Below are 23,898 nucleotides of genomic sequence, written 5' to 3' on the forward strand. Positions count from 1 at the left end.
GCGCGGGTCACGGCGGGAACCGTGGCTCACACCGGGCCGGCACGGCCGGCGGCGTGAATGCGGGTCACAGCAGCGACAGCGCCTGGGCGGCGACCCCGGCCATGCCCAGGCGCTCGGCCAGGCGCAGCGCGCGGCGGAGCAGATGGGCGACCTCCCCCTCGACGGCCCCCTCCCCCTCGGACGCCTTGTATCCCTCGGGCCACTCGGAGCCTCCGGAGCCCCTGGACCCCCCGGTGCCCTCGGCGGAATTCCTCTGGGAGTTCCCCGAGGAGTCCCCCGGGGTGTGCGCGCCACCGCGCAGGCGCAGTGCCCTGGCACGGTCGAGGTGGAGGTGCGCGATCAGCGGTGAGGCGGCGTCGGCGAGCAGGAGCGCCTCGCCGAAGCACCGCAGCGCCTCCTCGGCGTCCCCCTCGGCCAGCGCGAGCAGTCCGAGATAGCGGTCCGTCGGCCCCAGCAGGATCGTGGGCCACCCGGCGAGCGCGATCTGCCCGCGATGAGCCGACAGGCGCTCTCGCACGAGGGCGGCGCACCGCGACAGCTCGGGATCGCCGTGCCCCGCCTCGATGAGCAGCGCGCACGACTCGGCCAGCAGGGCCAGCGTCGGAACCGACCACCCGTCGGGCGGCAGCGCGCCGAGATCGGAGGTCTCGCGGAAGAACGCCCTCAGCCGGTCCCTCGCGTCCTCGTGCCCGCCGATCTCGCAGAGCGCCAGGACGAGCGCCGCGCGCCAGATCGGGAAGTACTCGTACTCGACCACCTGCCTGGCGAGCCCGGAGCCGAACAGCTCCCCCAGCCGTCCCTGCTCGCGCAGCAGCCAGTAGTGCTGCCCGATCAGGGTCTGCCGCAGGGTGTCGGCGGAGACCGCCTCACCCTCGCCCTCCTCGTCGAGTTGCCGCCACTCGGCCAGGACGCGCTCCTCGGCGCGGCCGAACTCCCCGTGCCAGACGTCCATCAGCGTGTCGAGGGTGTTCTGCAGCCAGGGGCCGAAGACCCGGTGGTTGCGCGCGACGTGCCTGCGGTGACCGGCCACGGTGGCGGCGGCCTCCCTCAGGCGGCCCAGCCGGAGCTGGTCGATCGTGAGGGCGATCATGGCCTCGCTGCGAAAGTGCGCGGACGCCGCCTCGATGCTCGCCTCCCGGAGCCGCTCGGCGATGCCCAGCAGTTCCCCCGGCGGCGCGAAGTCGTACAGACCCCACCTGCACTCGTTCAGCACCTCGCAACGGATGAGCGGCCCCGCCCCGGACTCCTCCAGCTCGCGCAGCGTCGCGCGGGCCAGCTCCACCCCGGGCCGCAGGCCGGCGTACGTGGGGTCGAGGCTGTCGCTGACCGCCATCGTCAGCTTGTGGGCGAGATGCGCCTGCAGCTGCAGCCGCAGCGGGACCGCCTCGTCGCCGGTGTCGTCGCGGAGCGCCTCCAGGCTGCCGCCCAGCACATGCAGCAGCTGCCGGTCGGCCTGCCCGGGGGCCGACCAGCGGCGCGCCAGCCTGATCGCCGCCACCGCCGCGAGCCTCGGCAGTTTCTCGCCGTCGCGATGGGCCCGCAGGTACAGGCGCTCGGCCTCCTCCAGGTCACCGGCGTCGTTGCGCGCGTCACCCAGCGTGATCAGCAGGCCGACCCGGGTCTCGGCGTCGCACCGCAGCCCCAGCCCGGCCAGTGCCCAGGTGATCGCCCCCTCGGTGGCGAAGCCGCGCTGCTGCGCCCGCGCGGCGCCGAGGCAGGCCGCGGCGACCCGCTCCTGGGACAGCCCGGTCCCCGAGGAGCGGGCGTGTTCGGCGACGCGCACCGGCAGCGCCGGGTCGATCCAGCCGTCGCCGGTCGTCCGCGCCATCCACTCGTCCAGGATCTCGAACGCCCGGCGGTGCAGTTCCATGGCGAGTGCCGGATGGCGCTTCAGCTCCCGCAGCAGGCTTTCCCTGGCCGTGTCGTGGCCGAAGCGCAGCCCCTGGTGGTCGATGACCGTTCCGGCCGTCACCGCCACCGCGCGCCTGCGGTTCGCCTCCTCGGCGTCGAGCTCCAACATGCCCGCGACGAGATCGGCGTCGATCTCCCGGCCCAGGGCGGTGACGGCCGCCGCGGCGAACCAGCGGAACATCGGGCTGGAGGCGGTGTCGTGCCGCGGGAGGTCGCGGGGGAGGTCACCGGCCTCGGTGATCCGGCACAGGTCCAGCGGCAGCCCCCCGGTCCCGTCCACGGCCCTGCCGGTCTCCGCGCGTGTCGGTTCGCGTCCCCACGTGGTGCCCAGCCACTCCGCCACCTCCGCGACCCCCAGCGGGGACAGTGCCAGCACGTCCATCCGCCCCCGCCAGCGCGACGGCTCGGAGCGGTCGGTGAGCACGAAGCCGACGGGAGCCTCTCCGAGGGCCTCCCGCACGTTGTGCAGCAGCTCCTCGGCGTCGGAGCGGAGCAGGTGGGCGTCGTCGAAGACGACCAGGAGACCGGCGCCGGCGGTCAGGCGCAGCAGGGAGACCAGTAGGGCGACCAGCCGCCTCGGGTCGCGTTCGTGGCCGGGCCCGCCGAGCGAGACGAACAGGCCCGCCGACATCAGCCCCTCCAGGGTCTCGCGCTCCTCGGTGCCGATCGGGACGGCCGGGCTGGACAGGTCGCGCCGCAGATCCTCCCAGAGGGTCCCGACCAGCACCCGCCACGGCTGGAGGTCGCCGAGTTCCTGGCATGGGACGGTCACCATGCGCACCTTCGACGGCAGCAGCACGGCCAGCTCCTCCACCAGCCTGGTCTTGCCGACCCCGGGCACGCCGCAGACGGCCAGGGCCACCGGCTCCCCGCGTTCGAGCCGCCCGGCCAGGGCGGAGAGCAGCAGGATCTCGTCCCTGCGGCCGATCAGGGCTCTCGGGCCGCCGTGGCCGTAGGCGCGCCCGTGGACGTGAGCGGCGGAGGGCGGCGACGGCGGGCGGCCGAGGCCGTGCCCGCGCAGGGCCAGCAGGTCCCGCGCCCGGCCCACCGCCTCGTCCCCGGGGGAGATCGCGCGGCGACGCTCGATCATCTGCCTCGCGGTGACCGCCCCCTCGTCGCGCAGGGCGATGAGGAAGCGCAGCAGCCACAGCGGGCCGCTGTCCTCCTGCCCGTCGGCGACGCCCTCGCCGGTGAGGGATCCCGCGTCGCCCAGGAGGTCGAGCCGGATGGCGACGCGGGCGACGAGCCTGGTCAGCTCCCGGCGCCGCTCCCGCAGCCCGGCGTGGTAGCTCTCGCAGACCCTGGGCGGGATCCACCCGCCCGCCAGCGACGCGAACGGGTCGCCGGACCACTCCCCGAGCGCCTCCCGTAGCGTCCGCAGGGACGCGGCGAGGTCGCCCTGTTCCAGCAGCGTCCGCCCGTCGCGCAGGTAGGCCTCGAACCGCCGCGTGTCGACGGTGGCGGCGAGGCGCCCCGGGGCGTCCTCGACCAGTTCGTAGACGTGCGAGCGCCTGGCCCGCGGGATGTCCAGCCCGCTGCCGCGCAGCAGCCCACGGAGCCGCGAAACGGGCGGCGCCACCTCCACGTGCCTGTCCGCGGCCGGTTCGGACAACCCGGCGGCCAGGGCGGCCGGGGAGATCGGGCCGCGGGCGGAGACCAGCATGGCCAGCGTCTTCGCCAGTTGCGGGTTGATCTCCTGCGGCACCCCGTCGATCACGATGTCCACGGCACCGAACAGCTTGATCCCGAAGTTCGCCACATCCACCGCCCGAGAGGATCGATTCGTGTTTTTTCCGGCGACGGCTCCGGCTGCAAGGTCATCGCAAGGTTGTTCGCCACATCGTGGAGATGAGCGCGGAAAGCAGCTCGAAGCGCTCGACAACGATGTCACAGGAGACGACCTCATGGCCAAGATCGAAGATTTTTCCATCGGCCCGCTGAACATCGGCCCGTTGGACGACGGCCAGGTGAAAAAGGCCAGAGAGAATATTCGACGCGAAAGAAGTGCTGAATCAGATAAACCGCTAAGTGTGGCAATAATGGGACAAACGGGAGTGGGGAAGACATCGCTCCTGAATTGCCTGTTCGGCACCGACCTCGCCGTCGGTCACGTCCGGCCGGTCACCCGGAGGCCCGAGCCGGTCTCGGTGCCCGGCACCTCAGGTCACATGCTGACCTTCTGGGACATGCCGGGGATCGGGGAGTCGGGCGCCGCCGACGAGACCTACCTGGCCATGTACCTGGAGAGGCTGATCCAGTGTGACGTCGCCATCTGGGCCTTCCACGCCGACAGCCGCTCCACCACCTATGACGAGCAGTGTCTGCGCAGGCTGCTCGACGGCGTCGCGATCGAGACGCGGCGGCTCATCATGAGCAAGCTGACCTTCGTCCTCACCAAGGCGGACACCCTGACCCCGCCCCCGTGGATCTTCGACATGCGCGGGGGTCGGGGCACCTTCGGCCCCGGCGGGGCGCTCCTGCGCCGTCTGGAGGAGAAGGCCGCCTACTACGAGAGCGTCTTTCTCGAACCCCACGGGGACATGCTCCTCACGAGCACCTACGGCACCGGGGAGTTCACCGTCTCCGACGAGAGACTCGGCTTCGACCGTCGCGGCGTCCACTACCGCGGGCATTTCTCCCAGCAGGTGTGCGACGCGTACTCGGACCGTTATCCGGCGCACCGGGAGGTTTTCTCCCGGTTACGCGACAACCATCGGGTGCTGCCCTGTTCGGCGCTGTTCAGGTTCAACCTCACGCGGCTGATGACCGGCGTCGTGAACAGGCTCGGCCCCACGGCCGTCTTCCGCTTCCGGCGCCTGCTCCAGGAGATGGACGCGCTCACCGACGTACCGGTGGCCACGGCGCGCACGTACGGCAACGTGATGATCTGGGACGGCGAACGCGGCGCCAAGGCGTTCGACCTCACCGAGATCCCCCTTTGAGGGGGAGAGGCGCTGAGGGGCGGACCCGGCGACGCCTTCCAGGGAGGTGGCCGCGCCGCGACGGTGCTCCGCCGGGAGGGGAGACCCGGCGGAGCGAGACCTCGCGGGTGGCCGGCGCCGCCTGACCGGCCGGACGGGGCCCGGCCGGTCAGGGGCGCCCAGGGCCGCCGGACTCCGGCGGCCCCGAGTAGAGGGGGAATCCCCAGGGGCGGAAGGTCAAACCGTGACCGCCGGACCCCGGCGGCCCCAAGTAGGGGGAATCCCCAGGGGCGGAAGGTCAAACCGTGACCGCCGGACCCCGGCGGCCCCAAGTAGGGGGAATCCCCAGGGGCGGAAGGCCAGACCGTGACCGCCGGACCCCGGCGGCCCCGAGCCGGGAGTCCCGAGGGGTGGAGGGTCAGACCGTACGGAGCCAGACGGTGGTGTCGGAGGGGAGCAGGTTCTCCTCCAGCGGGCCGCTGGCCAGCAGGACCGACTCGTGCTCGGGCAGGGACACCGGCTCCGCGCCGAGGTTGACCACGCAGACCAGACCCGACTCCCGGCGGAAGGCCAGCACCCCGTCCTGCGCGTCCAGCCAGGTCAGCGTGCCGTCACCGAGCAGCTCGCGGCGCAGGTGCAGCCCGGCGCGATAGAGGGTGAACATGGACGTGGGGTTGGCGGCCTGGGCCTCGGCCGTCAGCGCCTTCCACTCCAGCGGCTGCGGCAGCCACGTCGACCCGGTGCCGAACCCGAACGGCGGCTCGTCACCCGACCACGGCAGCGGCACCCGGCAGCCGTCGCGGCCCGCGTCGGTACGGCCCGAGCGGACCCAGATCGGGTCCTGGCGCAGCTCGTCGGGGATGTCTTCGACCTCCGGCAGCCCCAGCTCCTCGCCCTGGTAGACGTAGAGGCCGCCGGGAAGCGCCATCGCGAGCAGCGCCGCCGCGCGCGCCCTGCGCTCGCCCAGCACCGGATCGGAGGGCATGCCGTGCTTGCGGTCGGCGTGGCTGAAGGAGGTGTCGGCCCTGCCGTACTTGGTCACCGGACGCGTCACGTCGTGGTTGGACAGCACCCAGGTGGGAGGCGCGCCCAGCGGGATGTGCGTGGCCAGGGTCAGGTCGATCGACCCGCGCAGCGCGGCCGCGTCCCAGGTGCACGCCAGGAAGTCGAAGTTGAACGCGGTGTGCATCTCGTCGGGGCGCAGGTACTGGGCGAACCGCTCCTGGTCGGGCAGCCATACCTCGCCGATCAGGATCCGGTCGTCGTACTCCTCGGCCACCCGGCGCCAGCCCCGGTAGACGTCGTGGACGCCGTCGAGGTCGGTGTAGGCCTCCTCACCCCCCAGGCTGTCCATGTCCTTGACCAGCAGGGCGGCCGAGTCGATCCGGATGCCGTCCACGCCCCGGTCGAACCAGAACCGCAGCACGTCGTGGAACTCCTCGACGACCTCCGGGTTGTCCCAGTTGAAGTCGGGCTGCTCGGGGGCGAACAGGTGCAGGTACCACTCGCCGTCGGCGATCCGGGTCCACGCGGGGCCACCGAAGATCGACTGCCAGTCGTTGGGCGGCAGCTCGCCGCTCTCGCCCCGCCCCCGGCGGAAGTGGAAGCGCTCCCGCTCGGGTGAGCCCGGCCCGGCCTCCAGCGCCTGCAGGAACCACTTCTGCCGGTCGGAGCCGTGGTTGGGGACAATGTCGGTGATCGTCTTGATACCCAGGGCATGCGCTTCGGCGATGAACTCCTCCGCCTCGGCGAGCGTGCCGAACGATGGCTCGATGTCACGGTAATCGGCCACGTCGTACCCACCGTCGGCCATCGGCGACGGGTACCAGGGGTTGAGCCAGATCGCGCCGACGCCCAGGTCGGAGAGGTACGGCAGGCGCGCGCGGAGTCCCGCGAGGTCGCCGATGCCGTCGCCGTTGCCGTCGGCGAAGCTCCGGAGATAGACCTGGTAGATCGCGGCTCCCCGCCACCACGTTTCGGACATGCTGGAACAACTCCTTGTAGTTGTAGGTGGGTGACGAGGTCAGCCCTTGAGGCTGCCGGCGGTGAGGCCGGCCATGATGCTGCGCTGGAAGATGAAGAAGACGATCATCGTCGGGATGCTCGCGATCACCAGTGCGGCGATCAGCACGTTCTGCGGCATCTGCGCCGAGAGCGAGGCGATGCCCACGCTGATCGTCATCTTGTCCCCGTCCGGCAGCACCAGCAGCGGCCAGACGAAGTCCTTCCAGACGCTGACCACCGAGAGGATGGACACCACTCCGATGATCGGCCGGGAGACGGGCAGCACGATCGACCAGAGGATACGCGCCGGAGAGGCGCCGTCGATCTGGGCGGCCTCCAGCAGTTCCCTGGGGATCGAGTCGAAGAAACGCTTGAGCAGGAAGATGAAGAACCCGTTGGCCGCGGCGGGAAGCCAGATCACCCACGGGGTGTTCAGCAGGTCCCAGCCGAAGATCGGCATGTCCTTGACCGTCAGGTAGGCGGGCAGCAGGATGACCATCGGCGGGATCATGAGCGTGGCGAGCATCAGGCCCAGGACCACGTTGCCCAGCACCGGCCGCAGCTTCGACAGCGCGTAGGCGGCCGAGACGTCGATGGCCAGCGTGAACAGCCAGGCGCCGCCGGCGTAGATGACGGTGTTGGTGAGGAAGGTCCCCAGGTCCAGCTGGTCCCACGCCTCGGCGTACACCCCGAAGTCGAACGACGTCGGGAAGAAGCTCGGCGGGATCTGGGCGAGCTCCTCCGAGGTCTTGAGCGCGCCGGTGACCATCCAGTAGAGCGGGAACACGAACACGGCGGTGAACAGGAGCACCACCGAGGTCAGCACGATGCGGTAGATCCACCGGCCGTGCGGGGTGGTGAGGGTGTGCGGGGAGACCAGGCTCCGGACCTCCCTGGACGGCTCCTTGGACCTGCGCGGCCGCCCGGTCTTCTTCCCGGAGCCCCGCTCCGGCGGCCGGACGGGAGCCGGGCGACTTGGTTGAACGGTGAGGTTCGACATCGGCTCAGCTGCCTCCTTAGCTCTGGTTGTCCCGCGACAGGCGCAGGTAGAAGGCGGAGAACACCATCAGCACGACCATGAGCATCAGCCCGAGCGCGCCTCCGGCGCCGAAGTCACCGAAGTTGAAGGCGTACTGGTACATGAGGTAGGCGACGGTGAGCGTCGCGTTCTCCGGGCCGCCGCCGGTGAGCAGGTACGGCTCGATGAAGACCTGCATGGTCGCCACGATCTGCAGCAGCAGCATCACCAGCAGGATGAGCCTGGTCTGCGGGATCGTCACGTGCCAGACCCGCTTGAAGATCCCGGCTCCGTCCAGCTCCGCGGCCTCGTACAGCTCGCTGGGGATGCTCTGCAGCGCGGCGAGGTAGATCAGCGTGCCGGTTCCCAGGTTCATCCAGGTGGAGACGATGACGAGGGAGATCAGCGCGGTGTCGGTGGAGTCGAGCCAGCTCAGGGCCGGCAGGTGCGCCAGGTCCAGGATCTGGTTGAACAGGCCGGCGCCCGGGTCGTAGAACCACTTGAACAGCAGCACCCCGACGGCGGGCGGCAGCATCACCGGGAGGTAGACGATGAACCTCAGGTAGGCCCGCGCGTGCCGCAGCTCGTTCAGGACGATCGCCGCCACGAACGGGACGACGTAGCCGAACACGAGCGCCAGGCCGGTGAAGGCGAGGGTGTTGAGCCACGCCTGGGCGAACGCCGAGTCCTCCGTCACGGTACGGAAGTTGTCCAGGCCGACCCAGGTGGGGTCGTCGACGAAGTTCGTCTGCTGGAAGCTGAGCAGAACCTCCCTCACCATGGGGTACCAGGAGAAGAAGGCGAAACAGATCAGCGCGCCGCACAGGAACCCGTAGGCGGTCAGGTTGCGCCGCAGCCCTCGCCGGAACGCTCCCGGCTTTCGCCGCCGTGGACCTTTCACGGTCATTGTGGTCATCGGTTGACTCCCGATATCAACATGAGTGTCGGGGTGCCGGCCGACGGGCCGGCACCCCGGGTGTCAGAAGGTCAGCTCGACTTCGCCAGCACCTTGTTCGCCTTGGCCTCGGCGTCGGCCAGAAGCTTGTCAACGTCGGCGTCCTGCCTGGTCAGCACCGCCGACATGGCCACGTCGAGGATCGCGTAGAGCTCCTGCGACTTCGGCGGCTCAAGCTTGTTCTGGATGGCCGCGGAACCCTCCACGAAGGGGGTGAAGTTCTCCACGGGAACGGTGGCGTTCGCCTTGCGCAGCTCGATGATCTCCTTGCCCGGCGCGGTGTCGCCGTACAGGTCGGGGATCGGCAGGCCGACGGGGCGGCCCTGCTGCTTGCTGCGGGCGTAGTTGAACTGGCCCTCGCCGGGGGTCAGCTCGTGGAACTCCAGCCACAGCATGGCGGCCTTGATCTTCTCGGGCGTGGCCTTGGGGTTGATCATGTAACCGTCACCGCCGCTGAGCGAGGCCTTGGCCTCGGGCAGAGCGGTGACCCCGTAGTCCTCGAACTTGCCCTTGAAGTCGTTGTTGACGGCCTGGACGACGTCGGGGGCGCCGATCATCATGCCGAGCTTGCCGCCGCCCATCATCCGCATCAGGTCCTCCCACTGGAGGAGCTGCTTGGTGCCCATGCTGTTGTTGGTCCAGCGCATGGTCTTGAGGTTCTCCAGGACGGCCTTGCCCTCGGGGCTGTTGAAGGCCGCGGCCTTGCCGTCGGGGGTGACCATCTCGCCGCCGCGCCCGTAGAGGGAGGCCGCGAAGTGCCAGCCGCCGGTGTTGCCGGCGCTGTACTCACCGAAACCGACGTATCCGGCGCCGAGACCGGAGATCTTCTTGGCGGCGTCCTGCACCTCGGCCCAGGTCTTGGGCGGGGCGGCGGGGTCGAGACCGGCCTGGGTGAAGAGCTTGCGGTTGTAGACCAGGCCCATGGAGTAGTTGTTCCTGGGCAGGCCGTAGAGCTTCTCGCCCTCCTTGAAGGTGGCCAGGACGTCGGGCCGGATGTCGTTCAGCAATTTGATGCCGCTGACGTACGGGCTGATGTCGGCCGCCTGGCCGGCGGCGATGATCTTCTTGATATCGGTGAAGTAAACGTAGAAGACGTCCTCCATCGAGCCACCGGCCAGCTTCGCCTGGAAGGTGTCCGGGTTGATGCAGGGAAAGGCGTCCTTGCTGTCGATCGTGATGTGCGGGTGCAGCTTCTTGAACGCTGCCACGTCCTCGTCCCAGGCGGTCCGCTCCAGCGGGTTGCTCTTCGGCGGCTGGCAGCCGACGGAAATCGTGACCGGAGCGTCGGCCCCGGCGGCACTCGGCGTGGTTTCCGCGGCCTGGGATCCGCTGTCGTCGTTGCCGCACCCGGCGGCGGTGAGCGCGATGGCTGCGGCGAGCAGCATCGAGAGCTTGGGGGATTTCATCCGAGGCACTCCTTGGCGGGTCGGTTGCGAGAAACATATAGAGGCGTGCAGGAAGTAGCAAGAGCCCGTCAATTCAGATGCAAAAAAGTGACAGTGATCGGACGGCCATCCCCCCGTAACACTCCTGCCGCGAGCGAGAACCCCTTCCGACCTGCGGCTACACGCACATGACACGGAGTGGAGTCATCCACTTGCGAAAAGATGCTTGATGACGTCATCTTCCTGTCGAAATTTTTAGAAAAGATCGCCCCAGAAGGACCGAGAGCGGGCGCGGGGCGGGCGTACCCCGGGGCCGGAGACCGTGGGCGGGACGGCCGGACCTGGGAAAACGCCGATCGGGGCGGTCAGCCCGGCGACGCGGCGACGCGGGAGCGCCCCTTGAAGCGACCGTGAAGCGACCTCGAGGCGGCGGCCCGGAAACGGTCAGGCCGGTATGGCCCTGGGCGCCGCCGGCGCGGTGGAGGCGCGGACCACGAGCTCGGGGTCGAACAACAGCTCGCCCCCCGGCAGGGCCGCGGCGTCGATCTGGGCGACCAGCAGGTCCACCGCCGCGCGGCCCATCGCCTCGATCGGCTGGCGCACCGTGGTCAGCGGCGGATCGGTCCGGTTCATCATGGCCGAGTCGTCGTACCCGATCACCGAGACGTCGCGCGGCACCGCCAGCCCCTCGCGCCGGGCGGCGCGCACCGCGCCGAGCGCGAGCAGGTCGCTGCCGCAGATCAGGCCGGTGACGCCGCGCCGCACCAGCCGGGCGGCGGCGGCCTGGCCGCCCTCCATCGAGAACATGGCGTGCTCGACGAGGTGGTCGCCGAAGTCCATGCCGTGGACCCGCGCGTAGGCGGCGAAGGTCTCCAGCTTCCGGCGCGACGGCATGTGGTCCGCAGGGCCGAGGACCATCCCGACGCGCTCGTGGCCGAGGGCGCGCAGGTGCCCGGCCGCCATCTCGGCGGCGGTGACGTCGTCGCAGGAGACCTGGGAGAAACCGAGGTGCCCGACCGAGGCGTTCACCAGGACGGCGGGCAGGCGCCGCTCCAGGATGCGCCCGTAGTGCTCGTGGGAGGCGTCCTCGTCGGCGTACGCGCCACCGGCGAAGACCACGCCCGAGACGTGCTGGGCCAGCATCAGGTCGACGTAGTCGGCCTCCTGCAGCCCGCCCGAGGTGCGCGTGCACAGCACGGAGGTGAACCCCTGCTGGGCGAGCGCCCCGCCGACGACCTCGGCGAACGCGGGGAAGATCGGATTGTGCAGGTCGGGGAAGACCAGGCCGATCAGGCGGGCGCGGTCGCGGTGCAGCCGGGTCGGGCGCTCGTAGCCGAGGGCGTCGAGCGCCGTCAGCACGGCGTTCCTGGTCGACTCGGAGACGCCGCGCCTGCCGTTGAGCACGCGGCTGACCGTCGCCTCGCTCATCCCGACCCTCTTGGCCACCTCGGCAAGCCTCCGCGTCATGCCCGCAAGCATACGGCGGCTTTCGCAAGTGTTTACATCAGATTTGCGGACCGGTGTCATACCGGTTCACGAGGATGACGCGTTATGGCGGTCCGAGATGAGAGCTTCATGCCCTGGTGGAGGCGATTGCCGGACCTCAAACGGCCATTCGCGCGCCATCATCACCCGAGTTCACCGGCCTGCGGACCTGGAGGGATCCGCCCGGCGTCGAATCCACGACAGCAGGGAGCCATCGGTGATCGATTCTTTGCGACATACGAATGAAATATTACAGCTATCTGTTTGTCATCTTATGATTTTTTATCATCTGATTCTGCCCTGCTGTCAAGAGGTCGGCATCCCCTCGCCATCCGGACGGCATCTCGGCGGCGTCCCGGAAGCCCGGCGCGTGCCCTCGCCCGCCTCGCGATACTCCGCGGGGCGGCGCCGTCTACTCCCCCGGACGCACGCCCGGACGCGGCCGGCCCCGCGTACGCCACCGGGAGTACGGCCGAGCCCCTCCGTCAGGGTGACGACGCCCGCGCTGCCGGCCGGGAGTCTGGACACCGAAATCCAACGGAGGTGTCCATGAGTTCCCCACCCGCTCCGACCGGCCGGGCCCGCGTGCCCGCCTGGATCGTCTGGTCCCTGCGGGTCACCGCCACCCTGCACCTGGTGACGGTGCTCGGCCAGGCGGTCATCGGCGGCATGTTCGTCACCGGGAAGGTGGACCTGCTGGCCCACCACAACCTCAACGCCACCGTGACCACGGTGCTGGTGGGCCTGCAGCTCATCGCCGCGATCACGCTGTGGCGGCCCGGACGCGGCCCGCTGTGGCCGCTCTGGGTGAGCGCCCTGCAGGTGGTTCTGGTGAACGCCCAGGTCGCGCTGGGCCTCGAGCGCCTGGTCGCCATGCACATCCCGCTGGCGATGGTGATCTTCGGCATGGCCGTGTCGATGACCACCTGGACATGGCGGGGACAGCGGCGGGGGGCGGCGGCGTGATCTCCAGAAGGCTCTTCCTGGGCGGCGCGCTCGGCGCGGCGGGCCTGGCCGCGGCGGGGTGCGGCTCCGTGTCGGCCGAGACCTCCGGTCAGGTCCTGTCCAGCGCGCTGCCGCTGCCCAGGCCGTTCACCGTCCCGCTGCCGATCCCCGCCGTGGCGCGCCCCACCCGGCCGGGACACTACGAGGTGGTCCAGCGTCCCGCGAAGGTGGAGATCGTCCCGGGGACGACGACCGAGGTGTGGGGGTTCGACGGCACGTTCCCCGGCCCCACCTTCGCGGTGCGGCGCGCGAGCCCCGTCACGGTCCGGGTACGCAACGAGCTGCCCGTGCCGACCTCCACGCACCTGCACGGCGGGGTCACCCCGGCCGGCTCCGACGGCTACCCCACCGACCTGGTGGTGGCCGAGGGTCGCGGCTTCCGGCCCCCGCCCGGCGGCCACTCCCACCACGGCATGCTCGTGGATCCGTCACAGTGGACGCTGCACGCGGGGGCGAGGGACTACGCGTACCCGCTGGACCAGCGGGCCGCCACGCTCTGGTACCACGACCACCGGATGGACTTCACCGCCCCGCAGGTCTGGCGGGGGCTGGCCGGGTTCATGATCGTCGGTGACGACGAGGACGACGCGCTGCCGCTGCCCAGGGGCGAGCGGGACATCCCGCTGATGATCTGCGACCGTGCCTTCGAGGAGGACGGCTCGTTCCGCTACCCGGCGACCGACCCCAGCCTGCTGGTGAGCGCCGGGGTCGAGGCCGCCTACATGGAGGGTGTCGAGGGCGACGTGATCCTGGTCAACGGCGCCCCCTGGCCGGTGCTCGAGGTCTCGGCCACCCGATACCGGCTGCGGCTGCTCAACGCCTCCAATGCCCGCCGCTACCGGCTGGAGCTGACCCCCGGCGGCCGGTTCGCCCAGGTCGGCAGCGACGCCGGGCTGCTGGCCGCCCCCGTCGCGCACGAGGCGATCACGATGGCCCCCGCCGAGCGGTTCGACGTGGTCGTCGACTTCTCCGCCTACCCGGTCGGCACCGAGGTGACGATGGTCAACACCCTCGGCACCGGCCCCGCCCGCGACGTGATGCGCTTCCGCGTCGCGCGCCGGGCCCGGGAGGACAGCGCGGTGCCGGGGCGCCTGGCCGAGGTCGAACCGGCCGTCAGGCCGCCGTCGGCCGTGTCGCGGTCCTTCGACTTCCGCAGGACCGGACAGGGCCCGGAGGCCGCCTGGACGATCAACGGCCTGCCGTTCCGGCCCGGCAGCCCGCTGGCCCGCCCCCGGCTCGGCACCACCGAGATCTGGCGCTTCACCAGCGACTTCCACCACCCCGTGCACGTGCACATGGCCCACTTCCAGGTGCTGTCACGCAACGGCAGGACCCCGGCGGCGACGGACGGCGGCTGGAAGGACACCGTCGATGTCCGTCCCTACGAGGTGGTGGAGGTCCTGGTGCGCTTCGAGGGCTTCCGCGGGCGCTACATGATGCACTGCCACAACCTCGAACACGAGGACATGGCGATGATGGCCGACTTCGAGGTGGTCTAGGGGCCGCCGGAGGCGCACGGCGTGGCGGCGCGGCCGTTTGAGCGCGTCCCGGGGAGGAAGCCGTACCATCGGCGGTCCACAGGGGGGTTCGACGATGACGGAACGACTGGTGGTGATCGGCGGCGACGCCGCGGGGATGAGCGCGGCCTCACAGGCCAGGCGCAGGCGCGGGTCCGGCGACCTGGAGATCGTCGCCTTCGAGAAGGGCGCGCACGCCTCCTACTCGGCCTGCGGGATCCCCTATCTCGTGGGCGGGGAGGTCTCCGACGTGGAGTCCCTGATCAGCCGGCGTCCGGAGGTCTTCCGCGACGAGTTCGCCATCGACCTGCGGCTGGGCGGCGAGGTCGTCGAGATCGACCTGGACCGGCGCGCGGTGACCGTGCGCGACGACCGGGGCGGCCGGAGCCGGGAGCCGTTCGACCAGCTCGTGATCGCCACCGGCGCGGTGCCCGCCCGGCCCGACCTGCCCGGCGCCGACGCCGAGGGGGTGTACGGGGTGCAGACCCTGGACGACGGCGTCGCGCTGCTGGAGGCCCTGGAGGAGAAGCCGCGCAGGGCCGTGGTGGTCGGCGCGGGCTACATCGGCCTGGAGATGGCCGAGGCGCTGGTACGGCGAGGGCTGGAGGTCTCGCTCGTCGACGGCGCCGAGCAGCCGATGGGCACGCTCGACCCGGACATGGGTGTCCTCGTCGCCGACGCCCTGCGCGACCTGGGGGTGGGGGTGCACCTCGGCGAGCGCATCGAGGGCTTCGAGGAGTCCGCAGGGCGGGTCCGCGGGGCCCGCACCGAGAACCGGACCCTGCCCGCGGACCTGATCGTCCTCGGTCTCGGCACCCGGCCGAACAGCGCGCTGGCCGAGGCCGCGGGCGTCCCGGTCGGCGAGACCTCGGGGATCAGGACCAACCGGCGGATGCGGACCCCGGTGGAGGGCGTCTGGGCCGCCGGCGACTGCGTCGAGACCTTCCACCGGGTCTCCCGGCGGCCGGTCGCGATCGCGCTCGGCACCCACGCCAACAAGCAGGGACGCGTCGCGGGCATCAACCTCGGCGGCGGGTACGCCGCCTTCCCGGGCGTAGTGGGCACCGCGGTGTCCAAGATCTGCGAGTACGAGGTGGCGCGCACCGGCCTGACGACCGCGGAGGCGGTGGAGGCCGGGTTCGAGCCGGTCGGCGAGATCGTGGAGTCCACCACGCGCGCCGGATACTATCCCGGCGCCCGCAAGATGAAGATCAAGATAATCGCCGACCGGGGAACGGGCCGTCTGCTGGGCGCCCAGATCGTCGGCCAGGAGGGCGCGGCCAAGCGTATCGACGCCCTGGCCGTCGCCCTCTGGCACGAGATGACGGTGGAGGAGATGACGGGGCTCGACCTGTCGTACGCTCCCCCGTTCGCCCCGGTGTGGGACCCCGTCCTGATCGCCGCGCGCAAGGCGGCCGAGCGCGTCGACCGGCTCGACGGGAGGGCCTGAACCGTCCCGCCCCCCTGGATCTCCCCGGCCACCCCGCCCGCCGCGAGGCGGCTCCCGGGCGTTCCACATGATCGGCGGGTCGTCCACCGTCGCGAGAAAGTCCGGGGAGATGGTTGGGCGGGACGAGAGCGGGCAAGGGCGAAGAATCCAAGTCCCGATCCCGACAAGGAGTAGCAATGCTCACATTGACGGACACAGCAGCCCAGGTAATCCGGGATCTCAGCTCGCAGGTGACAGACTCTCCGGACACCGGGGTCCGCATCTCGTCCCAGAGCGACGGAACCGGATCGCTCGTGCTCTCGATCGCGGAACATCCCGAGTCCGCCGACAAGGTGGTGGAGTCGGAAGGAGCACGGATCTTCCTCGACCCGCAGGTCGTGGACATGCTCGACGACAAGTCGCTGGACGCCGACGTCGACGAGGGGGGCGGCGTCGCGTTTCTCGTCACCGAACAGCTTCCCTGACCACCTCGGGACGGACCCGGCGCACGCGGGCCCCGGCCCCCTTGCAAGGGGGCCGGGGCCCGTGCGTGCGGGAAGGACTGTCCCGAGCGGGCTTCAGGGCCCGGGTCACGCGCGGGAGAGGACGTCGCCGTCAGGACGCGGGTCGTCGCCGCCGTACTCGAGCCGCGAGGTGACGTCGATGACACCTTCGAGCCGGCGGATCGCCTCGACGAGCTGAACGGCCCGTGAGCGGCGTTCGACCTCGCCGTCGAGCGTCACCACGCCGTTCTCGACGCCGACGGCCACCTCGGAGCCGGGGGTGGCCAGGTCGCGGGCGACGGCTTCGGCCTCGGCGCGCAGCTCGGTCTCGGGGCGGTCGAAGACGCGCAGCAGGTCCGCCCGGTGCAGGATGCCGGCGAGGCGGCCGGTCACCGGGTCGATCACCGGCAGCTGCTGGATCCTCCTGTCGTGCATGAGCCGCGCCGCGTCCCGGGCGGCCATGCCCGGGGTGACGGTGACCGCGGGCGAGGTCATCAGGTCCCTGGCCGCGACCGCCGCGGCCTTCTCGTGCTCGCGGCGGCGGGCGGCGCTCTCGAAGACGGAGACGCCGTGGCGCACCGCGTCGCTCTCCTTGAGCAGCAGGTCGTCCTGGGAGACCACCCCGACCGGACGGCGGTCCGCGTCGACGACCGTCACCGCGCCCACGGCGAAGCGCCTCATCACGGCCACGATGTCGGCGAAGCCCGCGTCCTGCCGCACGGCGATGGCGGTACGGCCCATCACGTCACTCACGGTGATCGACATCTTCTTCCCCTCGGTTCCTGCGAGTCCTTCGAGCATTCGTATGAGTGTTCGCATGAGTGTCGTCATGAGCGGACGACCGCGACGGCGCAGTGCGCGTGGTGCAGGACGCCCCGGCTGACCGAGCCCAGCAGCAGCGAGCCCAGGGCACCACGGCCGTGGGAGCCGACGACGAGCAGGTCGGCGCCGGTGGAGGCCTCGACGAGCGCCTCGACCGGGTGCGCGCACCGGACGTCCTCGATGAGCCCCACCTCGGGATACCTCTGCCGCCAGGAGGCGAGCCGGTCGGCCGCCACGGCGTACTGGGCGATGCGGATCTCGTCCATGTCGTAGTCGATCTCCGGGGCGAAGGCGTGCACGGGCAGCTGCCAGGCGTAGAGGACGCGCAGCGTGCAACCGCGATACCTGGCCTGTTCGAAGGCGTAGGCGAGGGCGGGTTCGCAGGCGTCGGAGTCGTCGACGCCGACCGTGATCTCGCCGTACGACGGCGCCTGACCGGGGTGGACCACGACGACCGGGCAGTGCGCGTGCCCGGCGACGTGCGTGCTGACCGAACCGATGACGGCTCCGGCGAGGCCGCCGAGACCCCGGCTGCCGATGACGATCTCCGCGGCGTCCCGTGCCTGGTCGCGCAGCACCGTCGGGGGCGGGCCCTCGACCAGGGCGGTACTCACCTCGACGGTGGGCCGGCGAGTGCGTGCCGTCGCCTCGGCCTCGGCCAGCACCTTGCGGGCGGCCCTGGTCATCGCATCCTCCTCCCCGTCCAGGACGGCGAACCGGGGGATGTCGTTCGGCCACCGATGCACGGCGGTGACGATGCGCAGCGGCAGGCCCGTGCGGGCGGCGTCGTCGGCGGCCCATCCGACCGCGGCGTTCGCGCCGATGGAGCCGTCGGTCCCGGCGATGATCAGAGCAGACATGGCTGTTCTCCCTTCCTCTCCCATCAGATCTCCGCCGGACAGCCCGGCTCCAGGGCCACAGGTCCCGATCTCATCGCGTGAGGACAGGGTCTTTCGTCCCTCGCCGAGGACCGGCCGCCTCCGGTACCCGGCCGAGCGCGACCGGGCGGCGAGGGGAGCCGCCGGCCGTGCTGTCGGATCAGGAGCGGCGGCTCCTGAAGCCGATCGGCGAGGGCCTGACCGACCGGCGGATCGGCGAGCGGATGTTCCCGGCCGGGAAACCGCGCGACGGCGTGCCCGGGTCGCCCGCTCAAGGGCAGATCGTCGGCGATGAAAGGGACTTTCGCCCCTAACACCCCGCAGAACGACCGGGCAACCTGGAGGGCATGAAGCTCGACTCGGCAGGCCTGCAGATCCTCTCCCGCCAGGAGTGCGTCGCACTCCTGGTCTCGGCCTCGATCGGGCGCATCGTGTTCACCGACCGGGCCCTGCCCGCCGTGCAGCCGGTCAACTTCGTCCTCGACGAGGAGAACATCGTGATCCGCACGGGCCTCGGCTCCAAACTCGCCGCCGCCGCCAGCGACGCGATCGTCGCCTTCGAGGCCGACGAGTTCGACCACACCACCCGCACCGGCTGGTCGGTCACCGCCGTCGGGCCCGCGCGCGCCGTACGCGAACCGGGCGAGATCGAACGCCTGTCCACACTGCCCCTGCACCCCTGGGCGCCGGGCGACCACGGCCACTACATCGTGGTCCGCACCGAACAGATCACCGGCCGCCGCCTCTCCCACCGGCACGACGCGCGAGAGAACTGACACCCGCCCCGGAGCCGTCCCGGGAGGCCGGCCGGGGGCCTCCAGCCCGGGATGGGACCTTCGCCCCTTTCCCGGCACCGTGTCCCGCACGATCATGGAGGGGATATCGGCCACCGGAAGGGCAGACACGATGAGCATCATGGAAATGATCGAACAGGCGAAGGACACCGTTTCGATCAGGCGGGTCTTCGGCGAGCCCATCGTCCAGGACGGCATGACGATCATTCCCGTGGCCAGGGTCACCGGTGGTGGCGGTGGCGGCGGCGGGAACCAGAAGGGTGAGCGTCCCTCGGAGGGGACGGGGGGCGGGTTCGGCTTCGGCGTCACCGCCACCGGGGTGTTCGTCATCAAGGACTCCGAGGTCCGCTGGCAACCCGTGGTGGACGTCAACCGCATCGTCCTCGGCGGTCAGATCGTCCTCGTCGCCGCCCTGCTGACGGTGCGCTCCATAGCGCGCGCCCGCGCCAGGGCGGCGAAGAAGCGGTAGCGGCGGCGTGCAAGGTGCTGACCGTCTCCGGCCGCACCCTGCGGGACCAGGTCGTCGTCCCGGCCGCCCGCCTGACCCCCGCCAGGCCGCTCGGCGGCGAGGTCACCGGGGTGCTGGGCTGGAACATGGCCCAAGGCCGCCCGCCGGCACCGTCGGCACCCTCGGCAGGTGGTCGAGGCCATCGGGAGGCGACCTCCACGGCGACGCCGAGCGGGCGCGGCGGCGACGGGAGGCCCGGACACCCGCGGGAGCCGCCCGCCGCTCGGCCGGCTCACCCGGGGGTGGGCCTTGACCGGACGTGCCTTCCGCAAGTTTTGTGATCTTGAAATTTCGTGGAACGCTACCTGAAATCCCTAGACAGTAGGAGAAAATAAGCAATAGCCTCGATTTCACTTTCCAGGTGATCTTGCCATGGCAAGTCGAGGGCGGGCGACGGCTCCCACCGGTGGTCCGGCAGGTGGAGATGCTCGGAGGGGATGTGAAGGCTCACGCGGAGGCCGGCGACATAGCGCGCCAGATCGTCGGCGCCCGGCTCCGGCAGCTACGGCTCCAGTGCAACCTGACCGCCGCCGAGGCGGGCAAGGCCATCCGCGCCAGCGAGTCGAAGATCAGCCGCATGGAGACCGGGCAGCGGGGCTTTCGCCGGGACGACCTGCGCGACCTCTTCACCCTGTACGGGATCACCGACCCGTACCAGCAGGAGATGCTGCTGTCGGTGGCGTTCGGCGAGCGCAAACCGGACTGGTGGGACAGCAAGGAACTCCCGCTGGACGCGGCGGTGGTGATGCGCCTGGAACAGACCGCGGACCTCATCCGCACCTACCAGCCGTTCGTCGTCCCGCCGCTCCTGCAGACCCCGGAGTACGCGGCCGCGGCCTACCGGATGAGCCGGTACCCGACCCCGCCCCCGCACGTCGAGAGGAGCGTGGAGCAGCTGCTGCGCCGCCAGAAGGTGCTCTCCGGCGCCGACCGGCCCGTGCTGTGGGCCGTGATCGAGGAGCCCGTGCTGTGGCGGCCGATCGCGGGCGTCGACGCGCACATCCGCCAGCTCATCGCGCTGACCGCCTCCGCCCAGATGAAGGGCGTCAGCATCCAGGTGAATCCGATGGGCTCACGGTTCATGCCCGGCTACGGGCCTTTCACGATCTTTCGCAGCGGTCACAGCCGACCCCAGATGGTCGCCGTGCACGGCGAGAGGGACGAGGTCACCGAACGGACCGTCCGCGAGGATCACGCCATCACCTTCGACCGGCTCTCGATCGCGGCCTGCGAGCGTGGCGACACGACGGCGCTCCTCATGAGGATCTGTGACCGCATTCACGTAATGGACGACCCCCCACCTTCCGAGAACCCTCCGAGAAAGGCACCCGGTGACCCATCCCAGTGACGCGTCGCAGGCGAGCGCGGCCCGTATGTACGACGTCATGCTCGGCGGCGAGGAGAACTTCGCGGCGGACCGGGAGGCCGTCAAGATGCTGGTGGCCCATTTCCCGACGGTCCCCGACGCGTGCCGGGCCAACCGCGGGTTCCTGCTGCGATCCGCCAGGGCGATGGCCGAGGCGGGCATCGACCAGTTCCTGGACATCGGCTGCGGCCTGCCCACTCCCCCGAATCTCCACCAGGTCGTGCGCGGGGTCCACCCGGAGGCCCGCGTCGTGTACGTCGACAACGACCTGACGGTCGTCACGCACAACCAGTCGACGGTGGACCACTCCGGCGTGCTGACGATCCACGGGGACCTGCGCCGGCCGCAGGAGATCCTCGACCATCCCCGGGTGCGGGCCACGCTCGACTTCACCAGGCCGATCGGCGTGTTCACGGTCGCGGTGTGGCACTTCATCGTCGGAAACGGCGGAGACGGCAGGGACGGCAGGGACGGCAGGGACGGCAGGGACGGCAGAGACGGCAGAGACGGCAGAGACGGCAGAGACGGCAGAGACGGCAGAGACGGCAGAGACACAGCGCGCGACCTCATGGCCCGGCTGCGTGACGCCCTCGCGCCGGGCAGCTACCTGGGGCTGACCCATGCCTGCTCCGACACGATGCCGGAGGACGAGGCGTCCGCCGGGCTGGCGGTGTACGGGCAGACCCGCAACCCGGTACAGCTCCGCACCATGCGCGAGGTCGGCGAGCTGTTCGAGGGGTTCGAGCTCCTCGAACCCGGGCTCGTCCTGGCGGCGGACTGGCGCCCCGCCGACGACGATCCGTTCCCCGAGCACGCGTTCGAGGTCGTCGCCGGTCTCGGCAGGATCCCGCCGCGCTGAGGGGGTGGCGGTCTAGCCTTTCCGCGGTTCGAGCGTCTCGGCCACCGCCTCCAGCGCGCCCAGGTGGTCGTCGACCGAGCTCAGCCCCGCCTTCATGGTGTTGACGGCGAGGTGGGTGGCACCGGCCTCCCACCACCGGCGGGCCAGGTCACCCGCCTCCTCCGCGTCGCCCGTCCAGCTCACCCGGCCTTCCATGCCGAGCGCGGAGGGGTCGCGTCCCGCCTGCGCGGCGGCCTCCTCGATCGTCGCCCTGGCCTCGTCCAGCGCCGGGCCCGGAGGCATCTGCGGGAACCAGCCGTCGGCCAGCCGCCCGACGCGCCGGTACGCCGGGGGTGACTGCGCGCCGAACCAGACGGGGATCGGCCGCTGCACCGGCAGCGGCGCGAGCCCCGCCCCGGTCACCCGGTCATAGGTGCCCTCGAAGGTGACCGACCGCTCGGTCCACAGTCGGCGCATCAACTCCACCTGCTCCTCGACGCGCCTGCCCCGGGTGCCGAAGTCCTGGCCGAGGGCCTCGTACTCGACCTGGTTCCACCCCAGCCCCACGCCCAGCCGCAACCGCCCGCCACTGAGCAGGTCGACCTCCGCCGCCTGCTTGGCCACCAGAACCGTCTGCCGCTGGGGCAGGATGACGATCGCGGAGACCAGCTCCAGTGAGGTCAGCGCGGCGAGATACCCGAAGAGGACCATCGGTTCGTGGAACGTCGACTCTATGTCGTAGACGCCCTTCCAGCCCCGGTGAACCTCCGGGTCGGCACCGACGACGTGGTCGTAGGCCATCAGATGCCGGAAGCCGAGCTCCTCGGCGCCCTGCGCGTAGGCGCGCACCGCGCCCGCGTCCGCGCCGATCTCGGTCTGGGGAAAGACAACACCGATCTGCATCCATGGCTCCCGTCAACGGTCGGGCGAACTCTCCGACCATCATTCCGCGCACGACACCGCTCAACCGCGCGCGGCACCGTGGCGTCGCGTCCGGAGGGAAAGATCTACATCTGGAACGGCGCGAGGCGGCACTCGCTTTTGGCGCCATCGTTCGGCGGGTCCCGCGGGCCTTCCGGCCGCGAGCTCACGCCTCCCCGGTGCCGATGACCGACAGGAGCAGGGTGAGGCCGTCGTCGATCCGGTCGAGCGGGACGGCGCCGTAGCCGACGACCAGGCCGGGTCGGGTCGGGTTTACCGCGAAGTCGGACAGGGTCATCAGGCCGATCCCGGCGTCGCGGGCCCGGCGGGCGACGCCGGGACGGCCGGGCGGCAGGAAGCCGCTGGTGTGCAGCCCGGCGGCGGAGGTCACCAGGTCCAGCGCGCCGGCCAGGCGCTGGGTGACGCGCCGATGGCGGGCCTCGTACTCGGTTCGCATCCTGCGGACGTGCCGGGCCAGCAGCCCCTCGTCGATGAAACCGGCCAGCGCCGCCTGGCCGGGGAGCGGGGTGTGCCAGTCGGTGACGTACTTGGCCGCGCCGAGAGCCGGCAGCAGCGCGGGCGGCGCGACGAGGAAGCCGAGCCGCAACGTCGGCAGCATGACCTTGGAGAACGAGCCGACGTAGAGCACCCGGCCGGACCTGTCCAGATTCTGCAGCGGCTCGATGGGGCGACCGCCGTACCTGAACTCGCTGTCGTAGTCGTCCTCGATCACGGCGGCCCCGTGCTCCTCGGCCCAGGCGAGCAGCGCCATCCGGCGGGCCAGCGACATCGGCATGCCCAGCGGGAACTGGTGGGAGGGGGTGACGTAGACCGCGCGGGCGTCGGCGGGCAGCGCGTCCACCACCAGGCCCTCGGCGTCGACGGGAACCGGCGTGACCCGCAGGCCCATCGACTCGAACAACCTCCTCGGCGGCGGGTAGCCGGGGTCCTCGACCGCCACCCGGTCACCGGGTTCGAGCAGCACCCGGCCGATCAGGTCGAGCGCCTGCTGCGCGCCCGAGGTGACGACGACGGCGTCGGGATCGGCGAGCACGGCGCGGGAGACGCCGACGTGCCTGGCGATGGCCGCGCGCAGCCCGGCGTGGCCGAACGGGTCTCCGTACATGCCACTGCCCACGGCCGAGCTCCGCAACTCCCGGGAGACCAGCCGGCGCCACGCCTCGTAGGGGAACATCCGGACGTCGGGAAGGCCGGGACAGAAGTCGTACCTGGGCCGCCGGTCCAGGCCGCGCGGCACGGGGATCCCCTGCCAGACGGCGCGCGGCCGGAGCCGGCCGCGGTCCGTCCGGGGGCTCGCGGGCGGCAGGGCGGCGGCGCGGACGAAGGTGCCGACGCCGATCCGGCCCTCGACGAAGCCCTCGGCTGCCAGCCGGTCGTAGGCGGCGCTCACGGTGTTCCGCGAGACCGCGAGATCCCGGGCCAGCTCGCGGGTGGCGGGCAGCGGCTCACCGTGCCGCAGCCGCCCGTCGAGTACGGCGGCGCGGATCTGCTGGTAGATCTGGCCCGCCAGGTCGGTGCGTCCCTCCAGGCTCACGTGCACGGGGGCAAGTCTAGAGTGGCCCAGTCGATTCAGCCGTTTCTGGCCCTGACACAGGGCCGCTCCCGCTCCTAGAGTGA

Annotated in this window: 20 protein-coding genes; 10 read left to right on the forward strand and 10 right to left on the reverse strand. The window is 71.1% G+C overall.

The features are described from left to right. Positions 1-64 precede the first annotated feature (64 nt). On the reverse strand, positions 65-3,676 hold the full coding sequence (locus OG587_RS32270; protein ID WP_329081986.1) for an AAA family ATPase: 3,612 nt from the start codon (positions 3,674-3,676) through the stop codon (positions 65-67). A 139-nt stretch (positions 3,677-3,815) separates the two neighbouring features. Between OG587_RS32270 and OG587_RS32275 the strand changes: the two genes are divergently transcribed. Then, positions 3,816-4,853, forward strand: coding sequence for a GTPase family protein (locus OG587_RS32275; RefSeq protein ID WP_329081988.1), 1,038 nt, complete (start codon positions 3,816-3,818; stop codon positions 4,851-4,853). Between the two features lie 397 nt (positions 4,854-5,250). Here OG587_RS32275 and OG587_RS32280 read toward each other — a convergent pair whose 3' ends face one another. The 5 genes from OG587_RS32280 to OG587_RS32300 all read right to left on the reverse strand — a co-directional run bounded on the left by OG587_RS32280 (position 5,251) and on the right by OG587_RS32300 (position 11,721). Beyond that, complete coding sequence (locus OG587_RS32280; RefSeq protein WP_329081990.1) at positions 5,251-6,816, reverse strand: glycoside hydrolase family 13 protein; 1,566 nt, start codon at positions 6,814-6,816, stop codon at positions 5,251-5,253. Between the two features lie 39 nt (positions 6,817-6,855). Beyond that, positions 6,856-7,836, reverse strand: coding sequence for a carbohydrate ABC transporter permease (locus tag OG587_RS32285; RefSeq protein WP_329081992.1), 981 nt, complete (start codon positions 7,834-7,836; stop codon positions 6,856-6,858). 16 nt (positions 7,837-7,852) lie between these two features. After that, the gene (locus OG587_RS32290) at positions 7,853-8,770 is read right to left on the reverse strand and encodes a carbohydrate ABC transporter permease (RefSeq protein ID WP_329081994.1); all 918 of its coding nucleotides are present in this window, start codon (positions 8,768-8,770) and stop codon (positions 7,853-7,855) included. A 71-nt stretch (positions 8,771-8,841) separates the two neighbouring features. After that, entirely contained in the window at positions 8,842-10,215 is a 1,374-nt protein-coding gene (locus tag OG587_RS32295; protein WP_329081996.1) for an ABC transporter substrate-binding protein, read from the reverse strand. A 423-nt stretch (positions 10,216-10,638) separates the two neighbouring features. Next, positions 10,639-11,721, reverse strand: coding sequence for a LacI family DNA-binding transcriptional regulator (locus OG587_RS32300; protein ID WP_443075281.1), 1,083 nt, complete (start codon positions 11,719-11,721; stop codon positions 10,639-10,641). A 507-nt stretch (positions 11,722-12,228) separates the two neighbouring features. On the opposite strand from OG587_RS32300, the gene OG587_RS32305 reads away from it, so the two are divergent. The 4 genes from OG587_RS32305 (at position 12,229) to OG587_RS32320 (ending at position 16,115) form a co-directional block, all read left to right on the forward strand. Next, the gene (locus OG587_RS32305; protein WP_329082000.1) at positions 12,229-12,645 is read left to right on the forward strand and encodes a hypothetical protein; all 417 of its coding nucleotides are present in this window, start codon (positions 12,229-12,231) and stop codon (positions 12,643-12,645) included. Then, the gene (locus tag OG587_RS32310; RefSeq protein WP_329082002.1) at positions 12,612-14,183 is read left to right on the forward strand and encodes a multicopper oxidase family protein; all 1,572 of its coding nucleotides are present in this window, start codon (positions 12,612-12,614) and stop codon (positions 14,181-14,183) included. Before OG587_RS32305 ends, OG587_RS32310 begins: the two co-directional genes overlap by 34 nt. A 94-nt stretch (positions 14,184-14,277) precedes the next feature. Then, positions 14,278-15,651, forward strand: coding sequence for an FAD-dependent oxidoreductase (locus OG587_RS32315; RefSeq protein WP_329082004.1), 1,374 nt, complete (start codon positions 14,278-14,280; stop codon positions 15,649-15,651). Positions 15,652-15,827: 176 nt separating this feature from the next. Beyond that, on the forward strand, positions 15,828-16,115 hold the full coding sequence (locus OG587_RS32320; protein ID WP_329082006.1) for a Fe-S cluster assembly protein HesB: 288 nt from the start codon (positions 15,828-15,830) through the stop codon (positions 16,113-16,115). 105 nt (positions 16,116-16,220) lie between these two features. Here OG587_RS32320 and OG587_RS32325 read toward each other — a convergent pair whose 3' ends face one another. Further along, positions 16,221-16,934, reverse strand: coding sequence for a CBS domain-containing protein (locus OG587_RS32325; RefSeq protein ID WP_329082008.1), 714 nt, complete (start codon positions 16,932-16,934; stop codon positions 16,221-16,223). 26 nt (positions 16,935-16,960) lie between these two features. Continuing rightward, positions 16,961-17,815 (reverse strand): universal stress protein, encoded by an 855-nt coding sequence (locus tag OG587_RS32330; protein ID WP_329082011.1) that lies wholly within the window; start codon positions 17,813-17,815, stop codon positions 16,961-16,963. A 167-nt stretch (positions 17,816-17,982) separates the two neighbouring features. On the opposite strand from OG587_RS32330, the gene OG587_RS32335 reads away from it, so the two are divergent. From OG587_RS32335 to OG587_RS32355, 5 genes are all read left to right on the forward strand, one after another. After that, positions 17,983-18,147, forward strand: coding sequence for a hypothetical protein (locus tag OG587_RS32335; RefSeq protein ID WP_329082012.1), 165 nt, complete (start codon positions 17,983-17,985; stop codon positions 18,145-18,147). Between the two features lie 33 nt (positions 18,148-18,180). Beyond that, positions 18,181-18,609: a pyridoxamine 5'-phosphate oxidase family protein gene (locus OG587_RS32340; RefSeq protein ID WP_329082015.1), complete on the forward strand. Its 429-nt coding sequence runs from the start codon at positions 18,181-18,183 to the stop codon at positions 18,607-18,609. Between the two features lie 139 nt (positions 18,610-18,748). Next, positions 18,749-19,096, forward strand: coding sequence for a spore germination protein GerW family protein (locus OG587_RS32345; RefSeq protein ID WP_329082017.1), 348 nt, complete (start codon positions 18,749-18,751; stop codon positions 19,094-19,096). 478 nt (positions 19,097-19,574) lie between these two features. Further along, positions 19,575-20,483 (forward strand): helix-turn-helix domain-containing protein, encoded by a 909-nt coding sequence (locus OG587_RS32350; protein WP_329082018.1) that lies wholly within the window; start codon positions 19,575-19,577, stop codon positions 20,481-20,483. After that, positions 20,467-21,360 carry an SAM-dependent methyltransferase gene (locus OG587_RS32355; protein ID WP_329082020.1) on the forward strand — a complete coding sequence of 298 codons (894 nt, stop codon included), beginning with the start codon at positions 20,467-20,469 and terminating at the stop codon, positions 21,358-21,360. Before OG587_RS32350 ends, OG587_RS32355 begins: the two co-directional genes overlap by 17 nt. Positions 21,361-21,372: 12 nt before the next feature. Here OG587_RS32355 and OG587_RS32360 read toward each other — a convergent pair whose 3' ends face one another. Together OG587_RS32360 and pdxR are read right to left on the reverse strand one after the other, a co-directional pair. After that, complete coding sequence (locus tag OG587_RS32360) at positions 21,373-22,242, reverse strand: LLM class F420-dependent oxidoreductase (RefSeq protein ID WP_329082022.1); 870 nt, start codon at positions 22,240-22,242, stop codon at positions 21,373-21,375. Positions 22,243-22,426: 184 nt separating this feature from the next. Continuing rightward, positions 22,427-23,821 carry a MocR-like pyridoxine biosynthesis transcription factor PdxR gene (gene pdxR / locus OG587_RS32365; RefSeq protein WP_329082024.1) on the reverse strand — a complete coding sequence of 465 codons (1,395 nt, stop codon included), beginning with the start codon at positions 23,819-23,821 and terminating at the stop codon, positions 22,427-22,429. Positions 23,822-23,898: the final 77 nt, after the last annotated feature.

Origin of the sequence: Streptosporangium sp. NBC_01469, assembly GCF_036227305.1 — a bacterium.
In the GTDB taxonomy this organism is placed as follows: domain Bacteria; phylum Actinomycetota; class Actinomycetes; order Streptosporangiales; family Streptosporangiaceae; genus Streptosporangium.

Excerpts from the sequence above, each read along its gene's own strand:
- OG587_RS32275 (WP_329081988.1), top strand. The coding sequence starts at position 3,816 with ATGGCCAAGATCGAAGATTTTTCCATCGGCCCGCTGAACATCGGCCCG.
- OG587_RS32280 (WP_329081990.1), bottom strand. The coding sequence starts at position 6,816 with ATGTCCGAAACGTGGTGGCGGGGAGCCGCGATCTACCAGGTCTATCTC.
- OG587_RS32285 (WP_329081992.1), bottom strand. The coding sequence starts at position 7,836 with ATGTCGAACCTCACCGTTCAACCAAGTCGCCCGGCTCCCGTCCGGCCG.
- OG587_RS32290 (WP_329081994.1), bottom strand. The coding sequence starts at position 8,770 with ATGACCACAATGACCGTGAAAGGTCCACGGCGGCGAAAGCCGGGAGCG.
- OG587_RS32295 (WP_329081996.1), bottom strand. The coding sequence starts at position 10,215 with ATGAAATCCCCCAAGCTCTCGATGCTGCTCGCCGCAGCCATCGCGCTC.
- OG587_RS32300 (WP_443075281.1), bottom strand. The coding sequence starts at position 11,721 with ATGACACCGGTCCGCAAATCTGATGTAAACACTTGCGAAAGCCGCCGT.
- OG587_RS32305 (WP_329082000.1), top strand. The coding sequence starts at position 12,229 with ATGAGTTCCCCACCCGCTCCGACCGGCCGGGCCCGCGTGCCCGCCTGG.
- OG587_RS32310 (WP_329082002.1), top strand. The coding sequence starts at position 12,612 with ATGGCGGGGACAGCGGCGGGGGGCGGCGGCGTGATCTCCAGAAGGCTC.
- OG587_RS32315 (WP_329082004.1), top strand. The coding sequence starts at position 14,278 with ATGACGGAACGACTGGTGGTGATCGGCGGCGACGCCGCGGGGATGAGC.
- OG587_RS32320 (WP_329082006.1), top strand. The coding sequence starts at position 15,828 with ATGCTCACATTGACGGACACAGCAGCCCAGGTAATCCGGGATCTCAGC.
- OG587_RS32325 (WP_329082008.1), bottom strand. The coding sequence starts at position 16,934 with ATGCTCGAAGGACTCGCAGGAACCGAGGGGAAGAAGATGTCGATCACC.
- OG587_RS32330 (WP_329082011.1), bottom strand. The coding sequence starts at position 17,815 with ATGTCTGCTCTGATCATCGCCGGGACCGACGGCTCCATCGGCGCGAAC.
- OG587_RS32340 (WP_329082015.1), top strand. The coding sequence starts at position 18,181 with ATGAAGCTCGACTCGGCAGGCCTGCAGATCCTCTCCCGCCAGGAGTGC.
- OG587_RS32345 (WP_329082017.1), top strand. The coding sequence starts at position 18,749 with ATGGAAATGATCGAACAGGCGAAGGACACCGTTTCGATCAGGCGGGTC.
- OG587_RS32360 (WP_329082022.1), bottom strand. The coding sequence starts at position 22,242 with ATGCAGATCGGTGTTGTCTTTCCCCAGACCGAGATCGGCGCGGACGCG.